The sequence below is a fragment of the Acidaminococcus sp. HCP3S3_H5 genome (assembly GCF_052122235.1).
Taxonomy (GTDB): domain Bacteria; phylum Bacillota; class Negativicutes; order Acidaminococcales; family Acidaminococcaceae; genus Acidaminococcus.
Window position 1 is genome coordinate 1 of the sequence record NZ_JBQKCS010000007.1, and the last position, 16,744, is coordinate 16,744.

The 16,744-nt window shown below is 55.5% G+C and carries 12 protein-coding genes; 10 read left to right on the forward strand and 2 right to left on the reverse strand.

Translation table 11 applies throughout. The features are described from left to right. Positions 1 to 165 precede the first annotated feature (165 nt). Positions 166 to 687, reverse strand: a complete 522-nt coding sequence (locus tag ACTQY5_RS09150; protein ID WP_022487070.1) for a surface-adhesin E family protein — start codon at positions 685 to 687, stop codon at positions 166 to 168. A 112-nt stretch (positions 688 to 799) separates the two neighbouring features. Here ACTQY5_RS09150 and ACTQY5_RS09155 point away from each other — a divergent pair, with 112 nt between their 5' ends. From ACTQY5_RS09155 to ACTQY5_RS09190, 8 genes are all read left to right on the forward strand, one after another. Then, positions 800 to 2,407: an MBL fold metallo-hydrolase RNA specificity domain-containing protein gene (locus ACTQY5_RS09155; RefSeq protein WP_154488625.1), complete on the forward strand. Its 1,608-nt coding sequence runs from the start codon at positions 800 to 802 to the stop codon at positions 2,405 to 2,407. 126 nt (positions 2,408 to 2,533) lie between these two features. Continuing rightward, on the forward strand, positions 2,534 to 4,354 hold the full coding sequence (gene typA, locus ACTQY5_RS09160; protein WP_154488624.1) for a translational GTPase TypA: 1,821 nt from the start codon (positions 2,534 to 2,536) through the stop codon (positions 4,352 to 4,354). Positions 4,355 to 4,454: 100 nt separating this feature from the next. Then, entirely contained in the window at positions 4,455 to 4,784 is a 330-nt protein-coding gene (locus ACTQY5_RS09165) for a cell division protein SepF (protein ID WP_279128416.1), read from the forward strand. A 62-nt stretch (positions 4,785 to 4,846) separates the two neighbouring features. Then, positions 4,847 to 8,263: a DNA polymerase III subunit alpha gene (locus tag ACTQY5_RS09170; RefSeq protein WP_441369101.1), complete on the forward strand. Its 3,417-nt coding sequence runs from the start codon at positions 4,847 to 4,849 to the stop codon at positions 8,261 to 8,263. Positions 8,264 to 8,566: 303 nt separating this feature from the next. After that, complete coding sequence (locus ACTQY5_RS09175) at positions 8,567 to 9,358, forward strand: electron transfer flavoprotein subunit beta/FixA family protein (RefSeq protein ID WP_022487064.1); 792 nt, start codon at positions 8,567 to 8,569, stop codon at positions 9,356 to 9,358. Between the two features lie 12 nt (positions 9,359 to 9,370). Then, on the forward strand, positions 9,371 to 10,393 hold the full coding sequence (locus tag ACTQY5_RS09180; RefSeq protein WP_022487063.1) for an electron transfer flavoprotein subunit alpha/FixB family protein: 1,023 nt from the start codon (positions 9,371 to 9,373) through the stop codon (positions 10,391 to 10,393). Between the two features lie 114 nt (positions 10,394 to 10,507). After that, a complete protein-coding gene (gene pyk / locus ACTQY5_RS09185) occupies positions 10,508 to 12,256 on the forward strand; it encodes a pyruvate kinase (protein WP_022487062.1) in 1,749 nt (582 codons plus the stop codon). Positions 12,257 to 12,463: 207 nt separating this feature from the next. Further along, the gene (locus tag ACTQY5_RS09190) at positions 12,464 to 12,823 is read left to right on the forward strand and encodes a four helix bundle protein (protein ID WP_154488622.1); all 360 of its coding nucleotides are present in this window, start codon (positions 12,464 to 12,466) and stop codon (positions 12,821 to 12,823) included. 301 nt (positions 12,824 to 13,124) lie between these two features. Here ACTQY5_RS09190 and ACTQY5_RS09195 read toward each other — a convergent pair whose 3' ends face one another. Next, positions 13,125 to 14,201 carry an acyltransferase gene (locus tag ACTQY5_RS09195; RefSeq protein WP_326831139.1) on the reverse strand — a complete coding sequence of 359 codons (1,077 nt, stop codon included), beginning with the start codon at positions 14,199 to 14,201 and terminating at the stop codon, positions 13,125 to 13,127. Between the two features lie 300 nt (positions 14,202 to 14,501). Here ACTQY5_RS09195 and ACTQY5_RS09200 point away from each other — a divergent pair, with 300 nt between their 5' ends. Continuing rightward, entirely contained in the window at positions 14,502 to 15,062 is a 561-nt protein-coding gene (locus ACTQY5_RS09200) for a hypothetical protein (RefSeq protein WP_441369102.1), read from the forward strand. A 322-nt stretch (positions 15,063 to 15,384) separates the two neighbouring features. Next, the gene (gene trkA, locus ACTQY5_RS09205; RefSeq protein WP_441369103.1) at positions 15,385 to 16,740 is read left to right on the forward strand and encodes a Trk system potassium transporter TrkA; all 1,356 of its coding nucleotides are present in this window, start codon (positions 15,385 to 15,387) and stop codon (positions 16,738 to 16,740) included. The last annotated feature ends 4 nt before the right edge of the window (positions 16,741 to 16,744 follow it).

The window sequence follows — 16,744 nt, forward strand, 5'->3', positions numbered from 1 at the left end:
ACAGCAGTTAAGCCCTTATACGCCGAAAGTACTCGACTGGAAACGGTCCGGGAGGATAGGGAGCTGCCGGTTAGAAAAATTCCGCATCTGATGGATGCGGAATTTTTTTGTCAGCGGTTCGCTGACAGAAAGAAGGGGCTGTTGCGTTTGCAACAGCCCCTTCTTTCAATTATTCAGCAAATACCCTTTCAGCGCTTCACACAGCTCCATCCCCAACGTATTGGGGCTCAATGGATACCAGGACTGGTCTTCCACTTTTTGCTTTCCCGTTTCATTCCCCAGCCCGTTGTAGGTGTACTGGACCAGATCGGATACCACCCGCAGCCGTACGTCGTATTTACTCTGGAGCAGGATGGTCCGGGTGGCGGTGCCCATGGCTCCTTTTCGCACCCATTTGTTCCAGATGGTCAGGATCCCGGTCTTTTCGTCGTACTGGATACTCCGGGAATCATAGTACACATCATAGCTGCTGTTGCTGCCCACCAGGGTCCAGGCCGCAGCTTCTTCCGTAGGAGGGGTGGGCAGGGCTTCCTCTGTCTTTTTTCCAGAGGGTGCAGGCTGCTTTGTATCATTTGCAACAGTAACTGCTGCTTTCGGCGAATCCTTTTTCTCTTCCTGGGCAAAAAGCAGGGAAGGAACCGACAGCAGAGAAACAAATAATAAAGGAAAGAACAGAGATTTTTTCATAATGTACACCCTTTCTGGTAAATCCATGGAACTATTGTACCACATCGTGTTATACTATAGGTAGTTTAACTGATGGATTAATTTGGAAACTTTTCTAAAGGAGGGACGCCTCATGAAAATCACCTTCCTGGGAGCGGACAAAATTGTCACCGGGTCCTGTCACCTGCTGGAAGTGAACGGAAAGAAGATCCTGCTGGACTGCGGCATGTTCCAGGGACCCAAGCTGATCCGGGAACTGAACCGGAAACCCTTCTCCTTCAACCCGGGAGAAATCGACGCGGTGATCCTCAGCCATGCCCATATCGACCACAGCGGCCTTCTGCCCAAACTGATCAAGGAAGGGTTCAAGGGGTTCATCCACTGCACCCCGGTTACCGAAGAACTGTGCCAGATCCTGCTCCCTGACTGCGGACACATCCAGGAATCCGATGCGGAAATCGCCACCCGGAAAGGTCTCCGGGCCGGGAAATCCGTGGTGGAACCCCTGTATACCGCCGACGACGCCTACCTGACCCTGAAGCATTTCATCACCCACGATTACGATGAAGACGTGGAACTGTATCCGGGGATCACCTTCCGGTTCCGGGTGGCCGGCCATATCCTGGGCAGTGCCCTGGTGAACCTGATGATCGAAGAAAACGGGAAGAAGACCAAGCTGATCTTCACCGGGGACGTGGGCCAGCCCAATGTGCCCATCCTGGACGATCCTCATCAGATTTCCGGCGCCGATTTCATCATTACCGAATCCACCTACGGGAACCGGCTCCATGAACAGATCGACCGGGAAAAGGAACTGTGCGACGTGATGAAGGAAGCCCTGAGCCGGGGAGGCAACGTGATCATCCCCGCCTTTGCCGTAGGCCGTACCCAGGTGATGCTCTACTACTTCCAAAAACTCATGCACAGCGGCCAGCTGCCGGTGGTCCCCATTATGGTGGACAGCCCCATGGCCATCAAGGCCACCCAGGTGATGCAGTTCAACCCGGAAGAATATGATGAGGAAGCCCGGACCATTTTCCGGCAGCAGAAGGGGAAACTCATCGACATGCCCAATGTGAAGTACACGGAGACGGCGGCGGAATCCAAGGCCATCAACGACATGCCCAGCCCCATGATCATCATCTCCGCCAGCGGCATGGCCGATGCAGGCCGTGTGCTCCACCATCTGAAACACAACCTGTGGCGGAAGGATTCTTCCGTGATCTTTGCCGGGTATCAGGCGGAAGGCAGCCTGGGCCGGCGGCTCATCGACGGGGCCAAAAAGGTGAAGATCATGGGCGAAGACATTGTGGTGGGGGCCAAGATCTATAACCTGAGTGGTTTTTCCGCCCATGCGGACCGGAACCAGATGCTGGCCCTGTACAAGGGTATGGAGGAAAAGCCCAAGGCCTTCTTCGTGGTCCACGGGGAATACGATGCCGCCAGCTCCTTTGCCCACCTGCTGAATACGGAACTGGGCTGCGCCACCTACATCCCCAACTTCGGTGATTCCGCCATCATCGACGGCACCGACTGGCGGATCGAGGAAACCAAGGTGATCACCAGCGAACCGGCCATCCAGAACATGCGGGATTACCTGCGGAACTTCGAAAAGGATTATCTGGTGTACAAGGGCCGTCTGGAACAGCTCATCACCCACGATCCCCGCCGGATCCCCGATATCCGGGCCAAGATGGACAAAATCCGCAAATACATTGACGATGTGATGAAAACATTGTGACAGTATTTGACATCCAGAGGGGAAAAGAATATAATAGGAAAGTCGAAATGATGCAGTTTACTTTGAGGATGCTTCCAGACAAGCATCCTCTTGATTTATCTGGAAATAAGAGGGGATTGGGCTTTTATGATTAGAAATGATTTGCGTAACATTGCCATCATCGCTCACGTCGACCACGGTAAGACTACCCTGGTGGATGCCATGCTGAAGCAGAGCGGTGTATTCCGGGCCAACCAGCAGGTGCAGGAACGGGTCATGGACTCCAACGATCAGGAAAGAGAACGTGGGATCACCATCCTGGCCAAGAATACTTCCGTTATGCACGATGGCTGCAAGATCAACATCCTGGACACTCCGGGCCATGCTGACTTCGGCGGTGAAGTGGAACGGGTGCTGAACATGGTGGACGGCGTACTGCTGCTGGTAGACGCTTATGAAGGCCCCATGCCCCAGACCAAATACGTACTGCGGAAAGCCCTGGAACATCATCTGAAACCGGTGGTGGTCATCAACAAAATCGACCGTCCGGATCAGCGGGTGGAAGAAGTGGTGGACGAAGTCCTGGACCTGTTCATCGAACTGAACGCCAACGACGACCAGCTGGATTTCCCGGTGGTCTATGCCTCCGCCAAGAAGGGCATTGCCAAGCTGTCCATGGATGACGAAAGCGACAACCTGGAACCTCTGTTCCGCACCATCATCAAAAGCATCCCCGCTCCTGACGTGGATGTGGATGCTCCGCTTCAGATGCTGGTCAACACCCTGGACCACGATGACTATGTGGGCCGGATCGTGGTGGGCCGTGTGGTCCGTGGCACCATCAAGAACGGCCAGAACGTGTGCCTGATGCATGATGACAAGCGCACCACCCAGAAGATTGGCCGTCTGTACACCTACGAAGGTCTGAAACGGGTGGAAGTGCCTGAAGCCAAAGCCGGGGACATCATTGCCCTGATCGGCCTGAGCACTGCTGAAATCGGCGACACCATTGCCGATGTGGACAACCCGGAACAGCTCCAGGGGATCAAGGTGGACGAACCCACCCTGTCCATGACCTTCTCCGTCAACGACAGCCCCTTTGCCGGCCAGGAAGGGGACTTCATCACCAGCCGCCATCTCCGTGACCGTCTGTACAAAGAAGTGGAAACCAACGTTTCCATGAAAGTGGAAGACACCGACAGCGCCGATACCTTCAAGGTGTCCGGCCGTGGGGAACTGCATCTGTCCGTGCTCATCGAAGCCATGCGCCGGGAAGGGTTCGAACTCCAGGTAGGGAAACCCACCGTAATCATGCACCGGGATGAAAACGGCAAGCTGCTGGAACCCATGGAAGCACTGACCATCGAAGTGCCCCAGGATTTCATGGGCCCTGTGATGGAAGGGCTGGGGATCCGGAAGGCTGAACTCCAGAACATGACCGAAGTGGCCGGCTACCTGCGGATGGACTTCATCATCCCTGCCCGGGGCCTGATCGGTTTCCGGAACCAGTTCCTCACCGACACCAAAGGCAACGGGATCATGAACCACGTGTTCGCCGGCTGGGGTGCCTACAAGGGCGATATCCCGGGCCGTACCCGGGGCAGCCTGGTGGCTTTCGAAGCCGGTACCACCACGGCCTACGGCATTGACAAATGCCAGGCCAGAGGCACCATGTACGTGAACCCTGGTGAAGAAGTGTACGAAGGGGAAATCGTCGGCGAAAACAGCCGGGAAGACGATATGGACGTGAACCCCTGCAAGAAGAAACACGTATCCAACATGCGTGCCGCCGGGAGCGACGACGCTGTCCGTCTGGTTCCGCCCCAGACCTTCTCTCTGGAAGGGGCCCTGGAACACATCAACGACGACGAAACCGTTGAAGTCACCCCCAAGAGCATCCGCATGAGAAAGAAGATCCTGTCCCGTCAGGAACGTTCCCGTCAAAGAGCACGGAACGCACGGGCATAAGAATAAGAGGGACTGCTGCATTTGCAGCAGCCCCTCTTTTTTGCTTTCTCTTCCATTTTGGTGTAAAATAAAGAAATACAAAGAAGGGAGGGATGTGCTCATGTTTGCCAGTTTCAAATCGTCCAGATCTTCTGCATCCAGAACTCCGGCAGGGGAAAGTGAGAATCCCGGACTGACGCTCCTGGACACGCCCAACCTGGATCTGTGTCTGCGGACACCGGCCAGCCTGGAAGAAATTGTTGCCTACGGCAAGCTGATCCTGGAAGGCAAGGGCCTCCTTATGTGTCTCAACGACCTGCAGGAACCGGACAAGATCCGGGCTCAGGACTACCTGGCCGGCGTAGCCTACACCATCGGAGCCACAGAAACCGAAGTCTCCCCGGAAGTGACCATGTATCTGCCGGGAGAAGTGAATACCATCAGAGGATAAGTCATTGACAATTGACCATTGACGGGGGCTGCAGCGCAGCCCCCTTTTTTAAAGGAGCACCCATGAACCAATTCGTCCATTTGCATACCCATACCCAATACAGCCTCCTGGATGGGTCCTGCCGGATCCCGGAACTGGTCCAGTATGCCAGGGAGCTGGGGATGCCGGCCCTGGCCATTACGGACCATGGGGTCATGTACGGGGTCATTGAATTCTATCAGGAATGTGAGAAAGCCGGGATCAAACCCATCATCGGCTGCGAAGTGTATATCACTTCCGGGTCCCATCTGGACAAAAGCCTGGAAACCCGGAGCAAACTGTACCATCTGATCCTTCTGGCGGAAAACCAGACCGGCTACCAGAACCTGATGAAGCTGGTGTCTATTGGGGAAGTGGAAGGGTTCTACTACAAGCCCCGGATTGATAAAGAGGTGCTCCGCCAGTACAGCGAGGGGCTCATCTGCCTGTCCGCCTGCATCGCCGGGGAAGTGCCCCGTCACATCCTCCGGGGAGAACTGGAAACCGCCGAAAAGACCATGCTGGAATACCTGGACATTTTCGGCCGGGACAACTATTTCCTGGAGATCCAGAACCACGGGCTTCCGGAAGAGGCCACCGTCCGCCAGGAACTCCACCGTCTGGCCAAAAAGCACAACATCCGGCTGGTGGCCACCAACGACCTTCACTATATCCACAAGGAAGACGCCGCCGGCCAGGACATCCTCCTGTGTATCCAGACCAACGCCCGGTACCTGGATCCTCAGCGGATGCGGTTCAACAACGATTCCTACTACCTGAAGAGCCGGGAAGAGATGGAAGCCCTGTTCCCGGAAGACCAGGAAGCCCTGGACAACACCCTGGAAATCGCCCGGCGGTGCAATGTGAAGCTGGAATTCGGCCATCTGCTCCTGCCGGAATTCCCTCTGCCTCCCGGGGAGACCATGGACGGCTACCTGCGGAAACTGTGCGAAGAGGGCTTTCCCTCCCGGTACCCGGATGACGACGGCACCGCCCGGAAACGGATGGAATACGAACTGGGAATCATCAAACAGATGGGCTATTCCGGTTACTTCCTCATTGTGTGGGACTTCATCAACTACAGCCGCCGCCACGACATCCCGGTGGGCCCCGGCAGAGGCAGCGCCGCCGGCAGTATCGTGGCCTACCTTACCGGCATCACCAGCATCGACCCGCTGAAGTACAACCTGATCTTTGAAAGGTTCCTGAACCCGGAACGGGTGAGCATGCCCGATATCGATACGGATATCTGCTACGTGAAGCGCCACCTGGTGGTGGACTACCTGGCCCGGAAATACGGGGAAAGCCACGTGGCCCAGATCATCACCTTCGGGACCCTGGCCGCCAAAGCCGCCATCAAGGACGTGGGCCGGGCCATGGACATTCCTCTCAACGTGGTGAACCAAGTGAACAAACTGATCCCCAACACCCCGGGCACCACCCTGAAAGGGGCCTTGGAAGGGAGCCGGGAGCTCCGGGAACTCCGGGACCAGGATCCCAACATCGCCCAGCTGCTGGATTTTGCCCAGAAAGTGGAAGGGATGCCCCGGCACACCTCCACCCATGCGGCAGGAGTGGTGATCACCCCGGGGGAACTGACGGACTATGTGCCCCTCCAGATCACTTCCAGCAGCGACGATGAGCATGAATACATCTGCACCCAGTACGACAAGGACCGGTCTGAAAGCCTGGGGCTGCTGAAGATGGATCTTCTGGGTCTCCGGACCCTGACCGTCATCGACGACGCCCTGAAGATGATCAAACGGAACCAGGGGGTGGAGGTGGATATACGGCACATCGACCTCCACGATCCCAAAACCTGCAAAATGCTCTGTATCGGGGATACAGCGGCGGTGTTCCAGATGGAAAGCGACGGCATGACCCGGCTCATGAAACAGCTGGCCCCGGAAGGCTTCGAAGACCTGATCCCCCTGGTGGCCCTGTACCGGCCCGGTCCCTTGGGCAGCGGCATGGCTGAAGACTTCATTGCCGGCCGGCACGGCAGACGCACCGCCCAGGTGCTCCATCCGCTTATGGAGCCCATTGTGGCGGATACCTACGGGGTCATCCTGTACCAGGAACAGGTGATGCAGATCGTATCCACCCTGGGGGGCTTCACCCTGGGGGAAGCAGACATTCTCCGCCGGGCCATGGGGAAAAAGAAGGCCAAGCTCCTGGATTCCATGAAGGAAAAATTCCTGGAGGGAGCCCAGAAGCTCCACGGCATCAGCCGGGAACTGGGCGATAAGATCTTCGCCCTTCTGCAGCACTTCGCCGGCTACGGGTTCAACAAATCCCATTCCGCCGCCTATGCCCTGGTGGCCTATGAGACCGCCTGGCTGAAGGCCAACTACCCGGTGGAATACATGGCCGCCTTCCTGAACAGCATCATCACCGTGGCGGACAAGGTCAGCTGGTACATCGGAGTGTGCCGGGATATGGGCATCCAGGTGCTGCCTCCGGACATCAACACCAGTGAAGCCGGGTTCTCCGTGGACGGCCATACCATCCGGTTCGGCCTGGGGGCCATCAAAAGCGTAGGGGATGCGGCCGTGTCCGTGATCCTGGAGGAACGGGCGAAACGGGGACCCTTCAAGGACTTCTTCGATTTTACCCGCCGGGTTGACCTGTCCAAGGTGAACAAGCGGGTGGTGGAAGCCTTGATCAAAAGCGGTTCCATGAACGGATTCGGCCTGCGCCGGAGTCAGCTGCTGGCCATTATGGACCCGGCCCTGGAAGCGGCGGCCAGTGAACAGCGGGACCGGATCACCGGCCAGCTGGGGCTTTTCGGGGAGGAAGACATTGCCAGTGCCAACACCATCCCCATCCCCAACCTGCCGGAAATCCCCAAAGAGGAGATCCTCCGGTTGGAACGGGAACTGATCGGGTTCTATGTGACCGGGCACCCTCTGGATGCCTACCGGAATGCCCTCCGGCGGCTGACGCCGCTCATCCGGTGCAGCGAGGAAAATTACAAGGACGGGGAACGGATCGCCGTAGGGGGCATCATCACCGATCTCCGGCTCCGGTCCACCAGGAACGGGGACCGGATGGCCTCCTTTGTGCTGGAAGATCTGACCGGCAGCCTGGACGTGATCGCCTTTCCCCGGGCTTACGCCGTCAGCCGGGCCAACATCGACAAGGACCGGATCGTCATGATCCAGGGGGTCTTGAAGCTGGACGAGGAACAGGCCCGGATCTTTGCCAACAAAGTGGAGCCCCTCCAGGAGGCGGCCAAAGAAGTCCATCTCCATATCGGCCCAGGGAAGAACACCCAGGCTGTTCAGCAGCAGCTGGGAGGGATCTTCGCCGCCTTCCATGGAAAGAACCCGGTGTACCTCCACGTGGCAGACACTAAAAAGGTCATCCGTACCAATCCCAGGTTCTGGGTGGAACTGGATGCCCCTGGGTTCTCCGAGGCCATAGAACGGGTGCTGGGGAAGGGGAGTATGGAATTGTAGGGTGTTGCCTGGGCAACACCCTCTTTTTCATAAGCAATCCCTTATATTCACAGAAAATCCCCAATTATTTGTCCCACAATTCTGTAGAAATTTCCGTTACAGAACTTGCGTGGAATTATTCGTCAATTTAGAATTAAAGAGGAAAATGGAGAAAATCATACTATACAGATTGTATACAGGAGTTTACAAAATTTGAAAGGCTAGTCTGACAAGTTCCTGCAATCCCTTGCATACCGGGAACACACGTGTTACAATGGGGCTGTGTGGTTTTGAACTATATGATTTTTAGGAGGTCGCTTTGTAATGAACATCGTTGTATGTGTTAAACAGGTACCGGATACCGCTGAAATGAAGATCGATCCGGTTACCAACAACCTCGTCAGAGATGGTGTAACCAATATTATGAACCCCTATGACCAGTATGCTCTGGAAACGGCTCTGCAGCTGAAAGACGAACTGGGTGCTCATGTAACTGTCATCACCATGGGACCGCCCCATGCTGAATCCGTCCTGAGAGACTGCCTGGCTGTTGGCGCTGATGAAGCCAAACTGGTCAGCGACAGAGCTTTCGGCGGTGCTGATACCCTGGCTACTTCCGCAGCCATGGCCAACACCATCAAACATTTCGGCATTCCTGATCTGATCCTCTGCGGCCGTCAGGCAATCGATGGGGATACTGCCCAGGTTGGTCCTGAAATCGCTGAACATCTGGATCTGCCCCAGGTTACCGCTGCTCTGAAGGTTCAGGTCAAAGATGACACCGTCGTGGTTGACAGAGACAACGAACAGATGTCCATGACCTTCACCATGAAGATGCCCTGCGTAGTAACCGTAATGCGCAGCAAGGATCTTCGTTTTGCCAGCATCAGAGGCAAAATGAAAGCCAGAAAGGCTGAAATCCCTGTTTACACCGCCGCTGCCCTGGAAATCCCTCTGGACATCATCGGCAAGGCCGGCTCTCCGACTCAGGTTATGAAGAGCTTCACTCCGAAAGTGACCCAGGTACACGGCGAAATCTTCGACGATGAAGATCCTGCTGTTGCAGTCGATAAGTTGGTTAACAAACTGATCGAAGACAAGATTATTACGAAGTGAGGTTGGGTATAAATGGCTAACACGAAAGGTTTAAAGACCGGTAACGAAAAAGATTTATGGGTCTATGTTGAACATTACAAAGGCGAACCTGTCCATGTTGTATATGAACTGCTGGGTGAATGCCGGAAACTGGCTGACAAATGCAACCAGAAACTGGCTGCTGTCCTGATCACTGACGATGCCAAAGACGTTCCGTCCAAACTGATTGCCCGGGGCGCTGATCTGGTCTATGTGTGCCAGGATCCTGCTTTCAAATATTATTCCACTGACGAATACACCAATGCTTTCTGCGAAATGATCGATGCTTACCAGCCCTCCGCTGTATTCATCGGTGCCACCAACGACGGCCGTGACCTGGGGCCCCGTATCGCTGCCCGGGTGAACACTGGTCTGTGCGCAGACTGCACCATCCTGGACGCTGAAGAAGACGGCCTGATCGAATGGACCCGTCCTGCTGCCGGTGGTAACATCATGGCTACCATCCTGTGCAAAGAACATCGTCCTCAGATGGGTACCGTTCGTCCCAAGACCTTCAAGGCTATGGAACCCGATGCTTCCCGTACCGGCGAAGTAATCAACTACACCCTGAAGAACCATGTGGATGACCGGGTAACCTGCATCCGCAGAGAAGAAGTGGTCAGCGAAGGGGAAATGGCCATCGACGATGCACCGTTCGTATGCTCCGGCGGCCGCGGCATGAAAGCCAAAGAAAACTTCTCCCTGCTGTATGACCTGGCCCATGTACTGGGCGGCGCCGTAGGCGGCAGCCGTGCTGCAGTGGATGAAGGGTTCATCGAACATCCTCGGCAAGTGGGTCAGTCCGGTAAAACCGTTACCCCGAAGATTTACTTCGCCTGCGGTATTTCCGGTTCTGTACAGCACAAAGCCGGCATGAGCAAATCCGATACCATTGTCTGCATCAACAAGGATCCGGACGCTCCTATGTTCGAGATCTCCAAATATGGTATCGTTGGCGATGCTCTGAAGATTCTGCCTCTGCTGACTGCAAAGATCAAAGCCTTCAAAGAATCCTAATTTTACAAACGGAACTGAAAAGTCCGGGCTTATTACAAGTCCGGACTTTTTTTGGAAAAAGTACATGATGCTTTTCCCGGAACCATCATGGATATTTCAGAGGGGGAACATTTCATGAAGAAAACGAAAATCATCTGCACCCTGGGACCGGCCACCGACAAAAAAGACCTGCTGGTGGATATGATCAAATCCGGCATGGACCTGGCCCGGTTCAACTTCTCCCATGGCTCTCACAGCGAATGTGAAGCCCGGCTGAACCTGCTGAAAGAAGCGGAAAAGGAAGCAGGCCGGCTGGTAGGGTATGTGGCGGATACCAAAGGGCCGGAAATGCGCCTGGGGCTGTTCAAGGGGGACAAGACCACCCTGGTGCCCGGCCACGAATTCACCCTGACCATCGACGATGTGGAAGGGACTGCGGAAAAGGCCCATGTGAACTATAAGGGCCTGCCGGAAGAAGTGAAGCGGGGGGACACCATCCTCCTGAACGACGGGAAACTGTCCCTGGAAGTCCAGTCCACCACCGACCGGGAAATCCACACCCTCGTGGTGAACGGCGGGGAAATCTCCTCCCGGAAACGGGTGGCCGTCCCCGGAGCCTTCCTGAAACTGCCCTTCCTGTCCGATGCGGATGTTTCCGACATTACCTTTGCGGCCCAGCACGGCATGACCTATGTGGCCGCCTCCTTTGTCCGGAATGCCCACGACGCCATGGAAATCCGCCGTCTTCTGGAAAGACTGGGGTCTCCCATGGGGATCATCGCCAAGATCGAAAACCAGGAAGGGGTGGACAACATCGACGAAATCCTCCAGGTGGTGGATGGAGTCATGGTGGCCCGTGGGGACCTGGGGGTGGAAATCCCCATGGAAGACGTGCCTATTGTCCAGAAGCAGATCATTGCCAAATGCAACGCCCTGGGCAAGCCGGTGGTCACTGCCACCCAGATGCTGGAAAGCATGATTACCAACTACCGGGCCACCCGGGCAGAAGCCAACGATATTGCCAACTCCATTTTTGACGGCACCGACGCCATTATGCTCAGCGGGGAAACCGCCTCCGGGGCTTATCCTCTGGAAGCCGTCCAGACCATGGCCCGGATCGCCAAACGGACGGAAGAAGCCATCGACTATGTAGGGGTGTTCCAGCACAAGGGCATCGGGGCCCAGGTCCAGATGACCGACGCCATCAGCCACGCCACCGTCCAGATTGCCCAGGAACTGGAAGCCAACGCCATCATGTCCATTACCGAAAGCGGCTACACCGCCCGTATGGTGGCCAAATACCGGCCCAAAGCCCATGTGCTGGGGGTTTCTCCCAAAGAGGAAAGCCTGCGGCGGATGAACCTGTACTGGGGCGTGACCCCCCTGAAAGGGGAAAACAAAGCCAGCACCGATGCCCTTATCGAAGCGTCCCTGAAGAACGCCTTGGATGCAGGGTTGATCAAGAAAGGGGATTCCCTGGTGGTCACCGCCGGCATGAACGTGGGCAAAGTGGGCAGCACCAACCTGATCCAGGTGGTCAATGTAGGCCAGAAGATCGTATCCGGCCAGGGCATCGGCAAGAAAGCCGCCAGCGGTATTGTCCTCCGGGTGGAAAAGAAAGCAGACCTGGACCAGTTCAAACCGGGCATGATCCTGGCCGTAGCCGCCCTGGAAAATGAAATGGGCACCTGTGCCGCCCAGGCCGGAGGCATCATCGCCGAAGAAGGCGGCTTCACCTCCCCGGCTGCCATCATCGGCATCAACTACGGCATCCCGGTGATCGTAGGAGCTAAAGGAGCCATGGAAGCCCTGGAAACCGGGGACCTGGTGACTTTGGATGTGACCACAGGGAGTGTATATGCGGGGAAGATTAATGTGAAGTAAGCCCTGCGGTGCAGGGCTTACCAGTCGGAAGTCGGGAGTCTGAAGTCGGAAGCCTCAGGACAAATTTGCAGGCAAATTTTTTGAAGATGTCAACCAGTATCGTGGAGAGAAAGCAGACCTGGTTGCTACTAATATGGTCATCCAGGTCTGCATAACTCCCGATTATTCCAAAGAAAATGAATAAAGGGATGCAGCAGGAGTTACAATATGGAATATTTGCATAAAAAACTGATTGTATGGCAGAAAAGTATGCAGCTGGCCAATTGCATTTACGACGTTACAGAAACTTATCCATCAAAAGAAAACCTTGGCTTGATCAATCAGATGAGACGGGCAGCCGTTTCTATTCCCAGTAATATTGCAGAAGGAAGAGCACGCAGCAGTGACAAGGATTTTATTCGTTTTTTGCTGATTGCCAGAGGCTCCTGTGCTGAATTGGATACACAAATTCTGCTCAGTGAAGCCAGAGGGTATCTGACAAAGGAGAAAAGAGATAAAGTCTGCAGTCTGTGTGTTGAAGTAAGCAGATGCCTGACTGGATTAATTGAAAGTTTAAAACAAAAATAAAGGGGCTGTTGCACGTTCTGTGCAACAGCCCCTAGCTATAGAGCCGCGTAGCGGCTCAAGTCTGGAGTCTGAAGTCTGGAGCCGAATGAAAAATTTGCACGCAAATTTTTGAATATGCAGAACCCTTAGACGAAATGATCACTCAGATTGATTTCGATTCTGGTTTTATATAATCAAAAGGACCCGTCCAGCCAGGCGGGTCCTGTCCTGAGGCTTCCGACTTCAGACTTCTGACTTCCGACTACAGGGCTGTTGCACATATATTTTTTATGTGCAACAGCTCCTGTCCAGAAGCTCCCGACTATCGCTGTCTCCACCGATGCCATATCTCCGCACATCCCCAGGACAGCAGCAGCACTGCCAGATAGAACGCTTCCATGGGAACCCGCTGCATCCCAACGGTCCGGTTCAATACATATTCCAGCTGATCGATGAACACCGGGTGGATCAGGTAGATGATGAAAGAACGGTCGCTCATGCCCTTCAGGGCTTTTTTCAGAGGATAGCGGCCGCTTTGGATCACCATGCTGAAAAAGAGTATGGAAGCAATGGTGTAGACCAGCCCCGGCAGACTCAGCTGCTGAAGGTAGTTTACCGTGCTTTCATAGGGCATCTGCCATTTGAAGGTCCAGCGGTAAAAAAGCCAGGTGTTGAACCCGGCGCTGGCAGTAAAGAACGCCGTCAGCAGGGCCTTCCGCCCAGTGATCAGCTGCTGGAAGCTGTCATAATGCCGGGCAATCACTCCTCCCAGAATAAAGATGAACAGGTAGAAAAAAGGAAAATAGTTCAGCCGGTAATTGCACAGGTTCAGCAGGGCCGGGCTGGATGCGATCCAGTCCGGATAGGCCCAGAACCGGAAATTTCCCTCAAACAGTAGCACCTGGGCTGCAAACAGCACCGGCAGGGCCAGTTTCAGGCCGATTTTTTCCATTCCCCTCATCAGGGCCCGCCACAGAGGGAACAGCAGGTAGAACCAAATCAGGATCACCAGGAAATAGATGTGGTACTGGGCCGTGCCGAAGAACAGGGAAAACAGGATGTTGGAAGGATCCAGCACGCTCATGTCCCGGTTCAAAAAGGCGTAGTAGCACAGGTACAGCAGGGACGCCAGCAGATAGGGACGGCCGATGCTTTTCATCCGTTTCTTCACAAAGCTCCCATACCGGAGGGGCTGCTCCAGAGGCTTGCTGTAGAACAGCCCGTAGCCGGAGATGAAAAAGAAGGCCGGTACGCTGTAGCGGCTCAGGATGTTGGTGATGAGCACCAGAAAAGGAGAAGCTACGGCGTCGCTGACCGCCATGCTCCCCACATGGATGGCAATGACCCCCAGCATGCAGATGCCCCGGAGGTTGTCGAATACAAGATTGCGCTGTTTCACAGAAAGCTCCTTTGCAGGTTTACAGGAATATGGGGTACGCAGGATCGGTCCCTGCAGTATTGAAATGAATCTATCTTATCTATTATAATGACCGCCAACGGGATTCTCAACCCTCATTTTGTGAGCACTAGGGTTTTACATCTTCAAAGGAACCTGGCCAGGGGACAGGTTCTATCCAGAGGCTTCCGACTCCAGACTTCCGACTTCCGACTATTGAACACCGTCCGTCTTGCCTTTTTTCGTCCGGCTGATTACAATAAGTTCAGAATATCTGCACATACCCTGAAAGGAGCCAATTCCATGTCCCATTCTCTTCCTCTTCTGGTTCGGGGAGCCCTGCTTCTGGCCATTGGGGTGCTCAGTCAGCAGCTGCGGCTGGTGCTGCCTTTGCCGGTGCCGGTGATGACCCTGCTTATCGGAACCCTGGTGAACGCCACGCTGGTGCTGGCGGGCCGGTTCACCACCCGGGTGCTGGCCTGGACCATCTGCTGGGCGCTGGCCATAATCGCCTTTTTCCAGGGGCACATCCTGGGCCCGGTGGTGCCGGTGATCGCCCTGGGCAACGGCATGTACGTGGAACTGACCCGGGGTGCCGTCCGGGGGCCGGCCCTGTACCTGGGGGCCCCGCTGGGGAAGACCCTGGTCCTGGGCATCGGCATGGTGGGGGCTCTCCATCTGCTCCAGCTGCCCTGGGGGGCCGTTGCCAAAACCCTGGCCCTGTTCCTGCCCCTGCAATTGGCCACCGGGGTCCTGGGCCTGATGCTGGCCAAAGGGGTGGAACAACGGCTCCAGCCCGTCCGGCCCCCGGTACAGCCCCGGACCAAAGCCCGGAACAGCCAGAAAAAAAGAAAAAAGTTATAGAAGATATTGTATGGAATGTAACAAAACTGTGGATTTTTTTCGGCGGCTGGTGTATAGTAGAGGAGATTAACAAAGGGCCCTCCGGGCGGCCGGGGAAGGGCGGGCCTGCGGCACGCCCCTACGCTGTTGCAGGCGGTTGTTGGGACAGTTCGCCGATGGTCCGACCCCAACGCCCGTAGGGGCTCGCCAAAGGCAAGCCCGTCCCGGCCTCCCAGAGGGGTATTCCATCCCAGCCAAACGCAGCAGCGTTTGGCTTCCTTTGGCCATTGACCATTGACAATTGACCGCAGGCGTGCAACGCCTGCGCAAAAGGAGTTCAATCATGCAAATCATAGTTGTAGGGTGCGGCAAAGTGGGGCGGAGCATCATTTCCCAGCTCACCCAGGAAGACAACAATGTAACCGTCATCGACACCAACCCCACCATCATCCGGAACATTTCCACCAATTACGATGTAATGGGGATCGTAGGCAACGGTTCCAGTTTCAACATCCTGGCCAAAGCCGACCTGGAACATACGGACATGCTCATTGCCGTCACCGAAAGCGACGAGGTGAACCTGCTTACCTGCGTCATTGCCAAACTGAACAACCACCAGTGCCACACCATCGCCCGGGTCCGCAGCCCCCATTATTCCGACGAACGCCACTACCTCCAGAAGGGCCTGAACCTGTCCATGACCATCAATCCGGAAATGGAAGCCGCCAAGGAAATCTCCCGGCTGCTGAACTTTCCCTCCGCCATTGAGATCGTCAGCTTCGCGAAGGACCGGATCGACATGCTCCGGTTCCGGGTACCCCAGTCTTCCGTGCTCATCGGCCGGTCCCTGAAGGACATTGCCGACCTGACTGAGAACGTTCTGGTGTGCATCATCGAACGGAACAGCAACATCATCGTCCCCAACGGGGATACGGTGATCCGGGAAGGGGACATCCTGACCATCATTGCCATGCCCCGGGATGCCCAGGCCTTCTTCAAGAAAATCGGCGTCCGCACCAACAAATGCAAAAACGTGATGATCGTAGGGGGCGGCCAGCTCAGCTATTACCTGGCCAAAATGCTCCTGAAGAGCCACACCGATGTGACCATCATCGAGCGGGATATGGCCCGATGCGAAGAACTGGTGGAAGCCCTGCCCGGGGCCACCATCGACTGCGGAGACGGCACCGAAGAAGAACTGCTGAAGGAAGAGCATCTGGAAAGCATGGACGGCTTCGTGGCCTGCACCGGCATGGACGAAGTGAACGCCATCCTGTCCCTGTATGCCATGAAGCATGTGACCAAGAAAGTGGTTACCAAGGTGAACCATGTGGACTTCGGGGACGTGATCGAAGGGCTCCAGCTGGACAGCATCGTCAACCCCAAACAGCTTACTGCCCAGCAGATCGTCCAGTATGTCCGGGCTGCCGGCAACAGCATGGAATCCAACGTGGAAACCCTGTACCGGCTCATGAACGGACGGGTGGAGGCCCTGGAATTCCTCCTGGACAAAAAATCTCCTTTGATTGGGCCCAAACTGGCGGAAATGAAGATCAAGAAGAACGTGCTGATCGCCGGCATCGTCCGGGAAGGGAAGCTGATCATTCCCGGTGGCCAGGACGCCTTCCAGGTGGGGGATACGGTGATCGTGGTCACCACCCATCTGGGCTTCCACGATATGGAAAACATCCTGGAATAAAGGA

Bases quoted from the DNA above. Each gene is read 5' to 3' on its own strand.
- ACTQY5_RS09190 (WP_154488622.1), top strand. From the start codon at position 12,464: ATGGAATATTTGCATAAAAAACTGATTGTATGGCAGAAAAGTATGCAG.
- ACTQY5_RS09170 (WP_441369101.1), top strand. From the start codon at position 4,847: ATGAACCAATTCGTCCATTTGCATACCCATACCCAATACAGCCTCCTG.
- ACTQY5_RS09165 (WP_279128416.1), top strand. From the start codon at position 4,455: ATGTTTGCCAGTTTCAAATCGTCCAGATCTTCTGCATCCAGAACTCCG.
- ACTQY5_RS09155 (WP_154488625.1), top strand. From the start codon at position 800: ATGAAAATCACCTTCCTGGGAGCGGACAAAATTGTCACCGGGTCCTGT.
- ACTQY5_RS09150 (WP_022487070.1), bottom strand. From the start codon at position 687: ATGAAAAAATCTCTGTTCTTTCCTTTATTATTTGTTTCTCTGCTGTCG.
- ACTQY5_RS09180 (WP_022487063.1), top strand. From the start codon at position 9,371: ATGGCTAACACGAAAGGTTTAAAGACCGGTAACGAAAAAGATTTATGG.
- trkA (WP_441369103.1), top strand. From the start codon at position 15,385: ATGCAAATCATAGTTGTAGGGTGCGGCAAAGTGGGGCGGAGCATCATT.
- ACTQY5_RS09200 (WP_441369102.1), top strand. From the start codon at position 14,502: ATGTCCCATTCTCTTCCTCTTCTGGTTCGGGGAGCCCTGCTTCTGGCC.
- pyk (WP_022487062.1), top strand. From the start codon at position 10,508: ATGAAGAAAACGAAAATCATCTGCACCCTGGGACCGGCCACCGACAAA.
- typA (WP_154488624.1), top strand. From the start codon at position 2,534: ATGATTAGAAATGATTTGCGTAACATTGCCATCATCGCTCACGTCGAC.
- ACTQY5_RS09175 (WP_022487064.1), top strand. From the start codon at position 8,567: ATGAACATCGTTGTATGTGTTAAACAGGTACCGGATACCGCTGAAATG.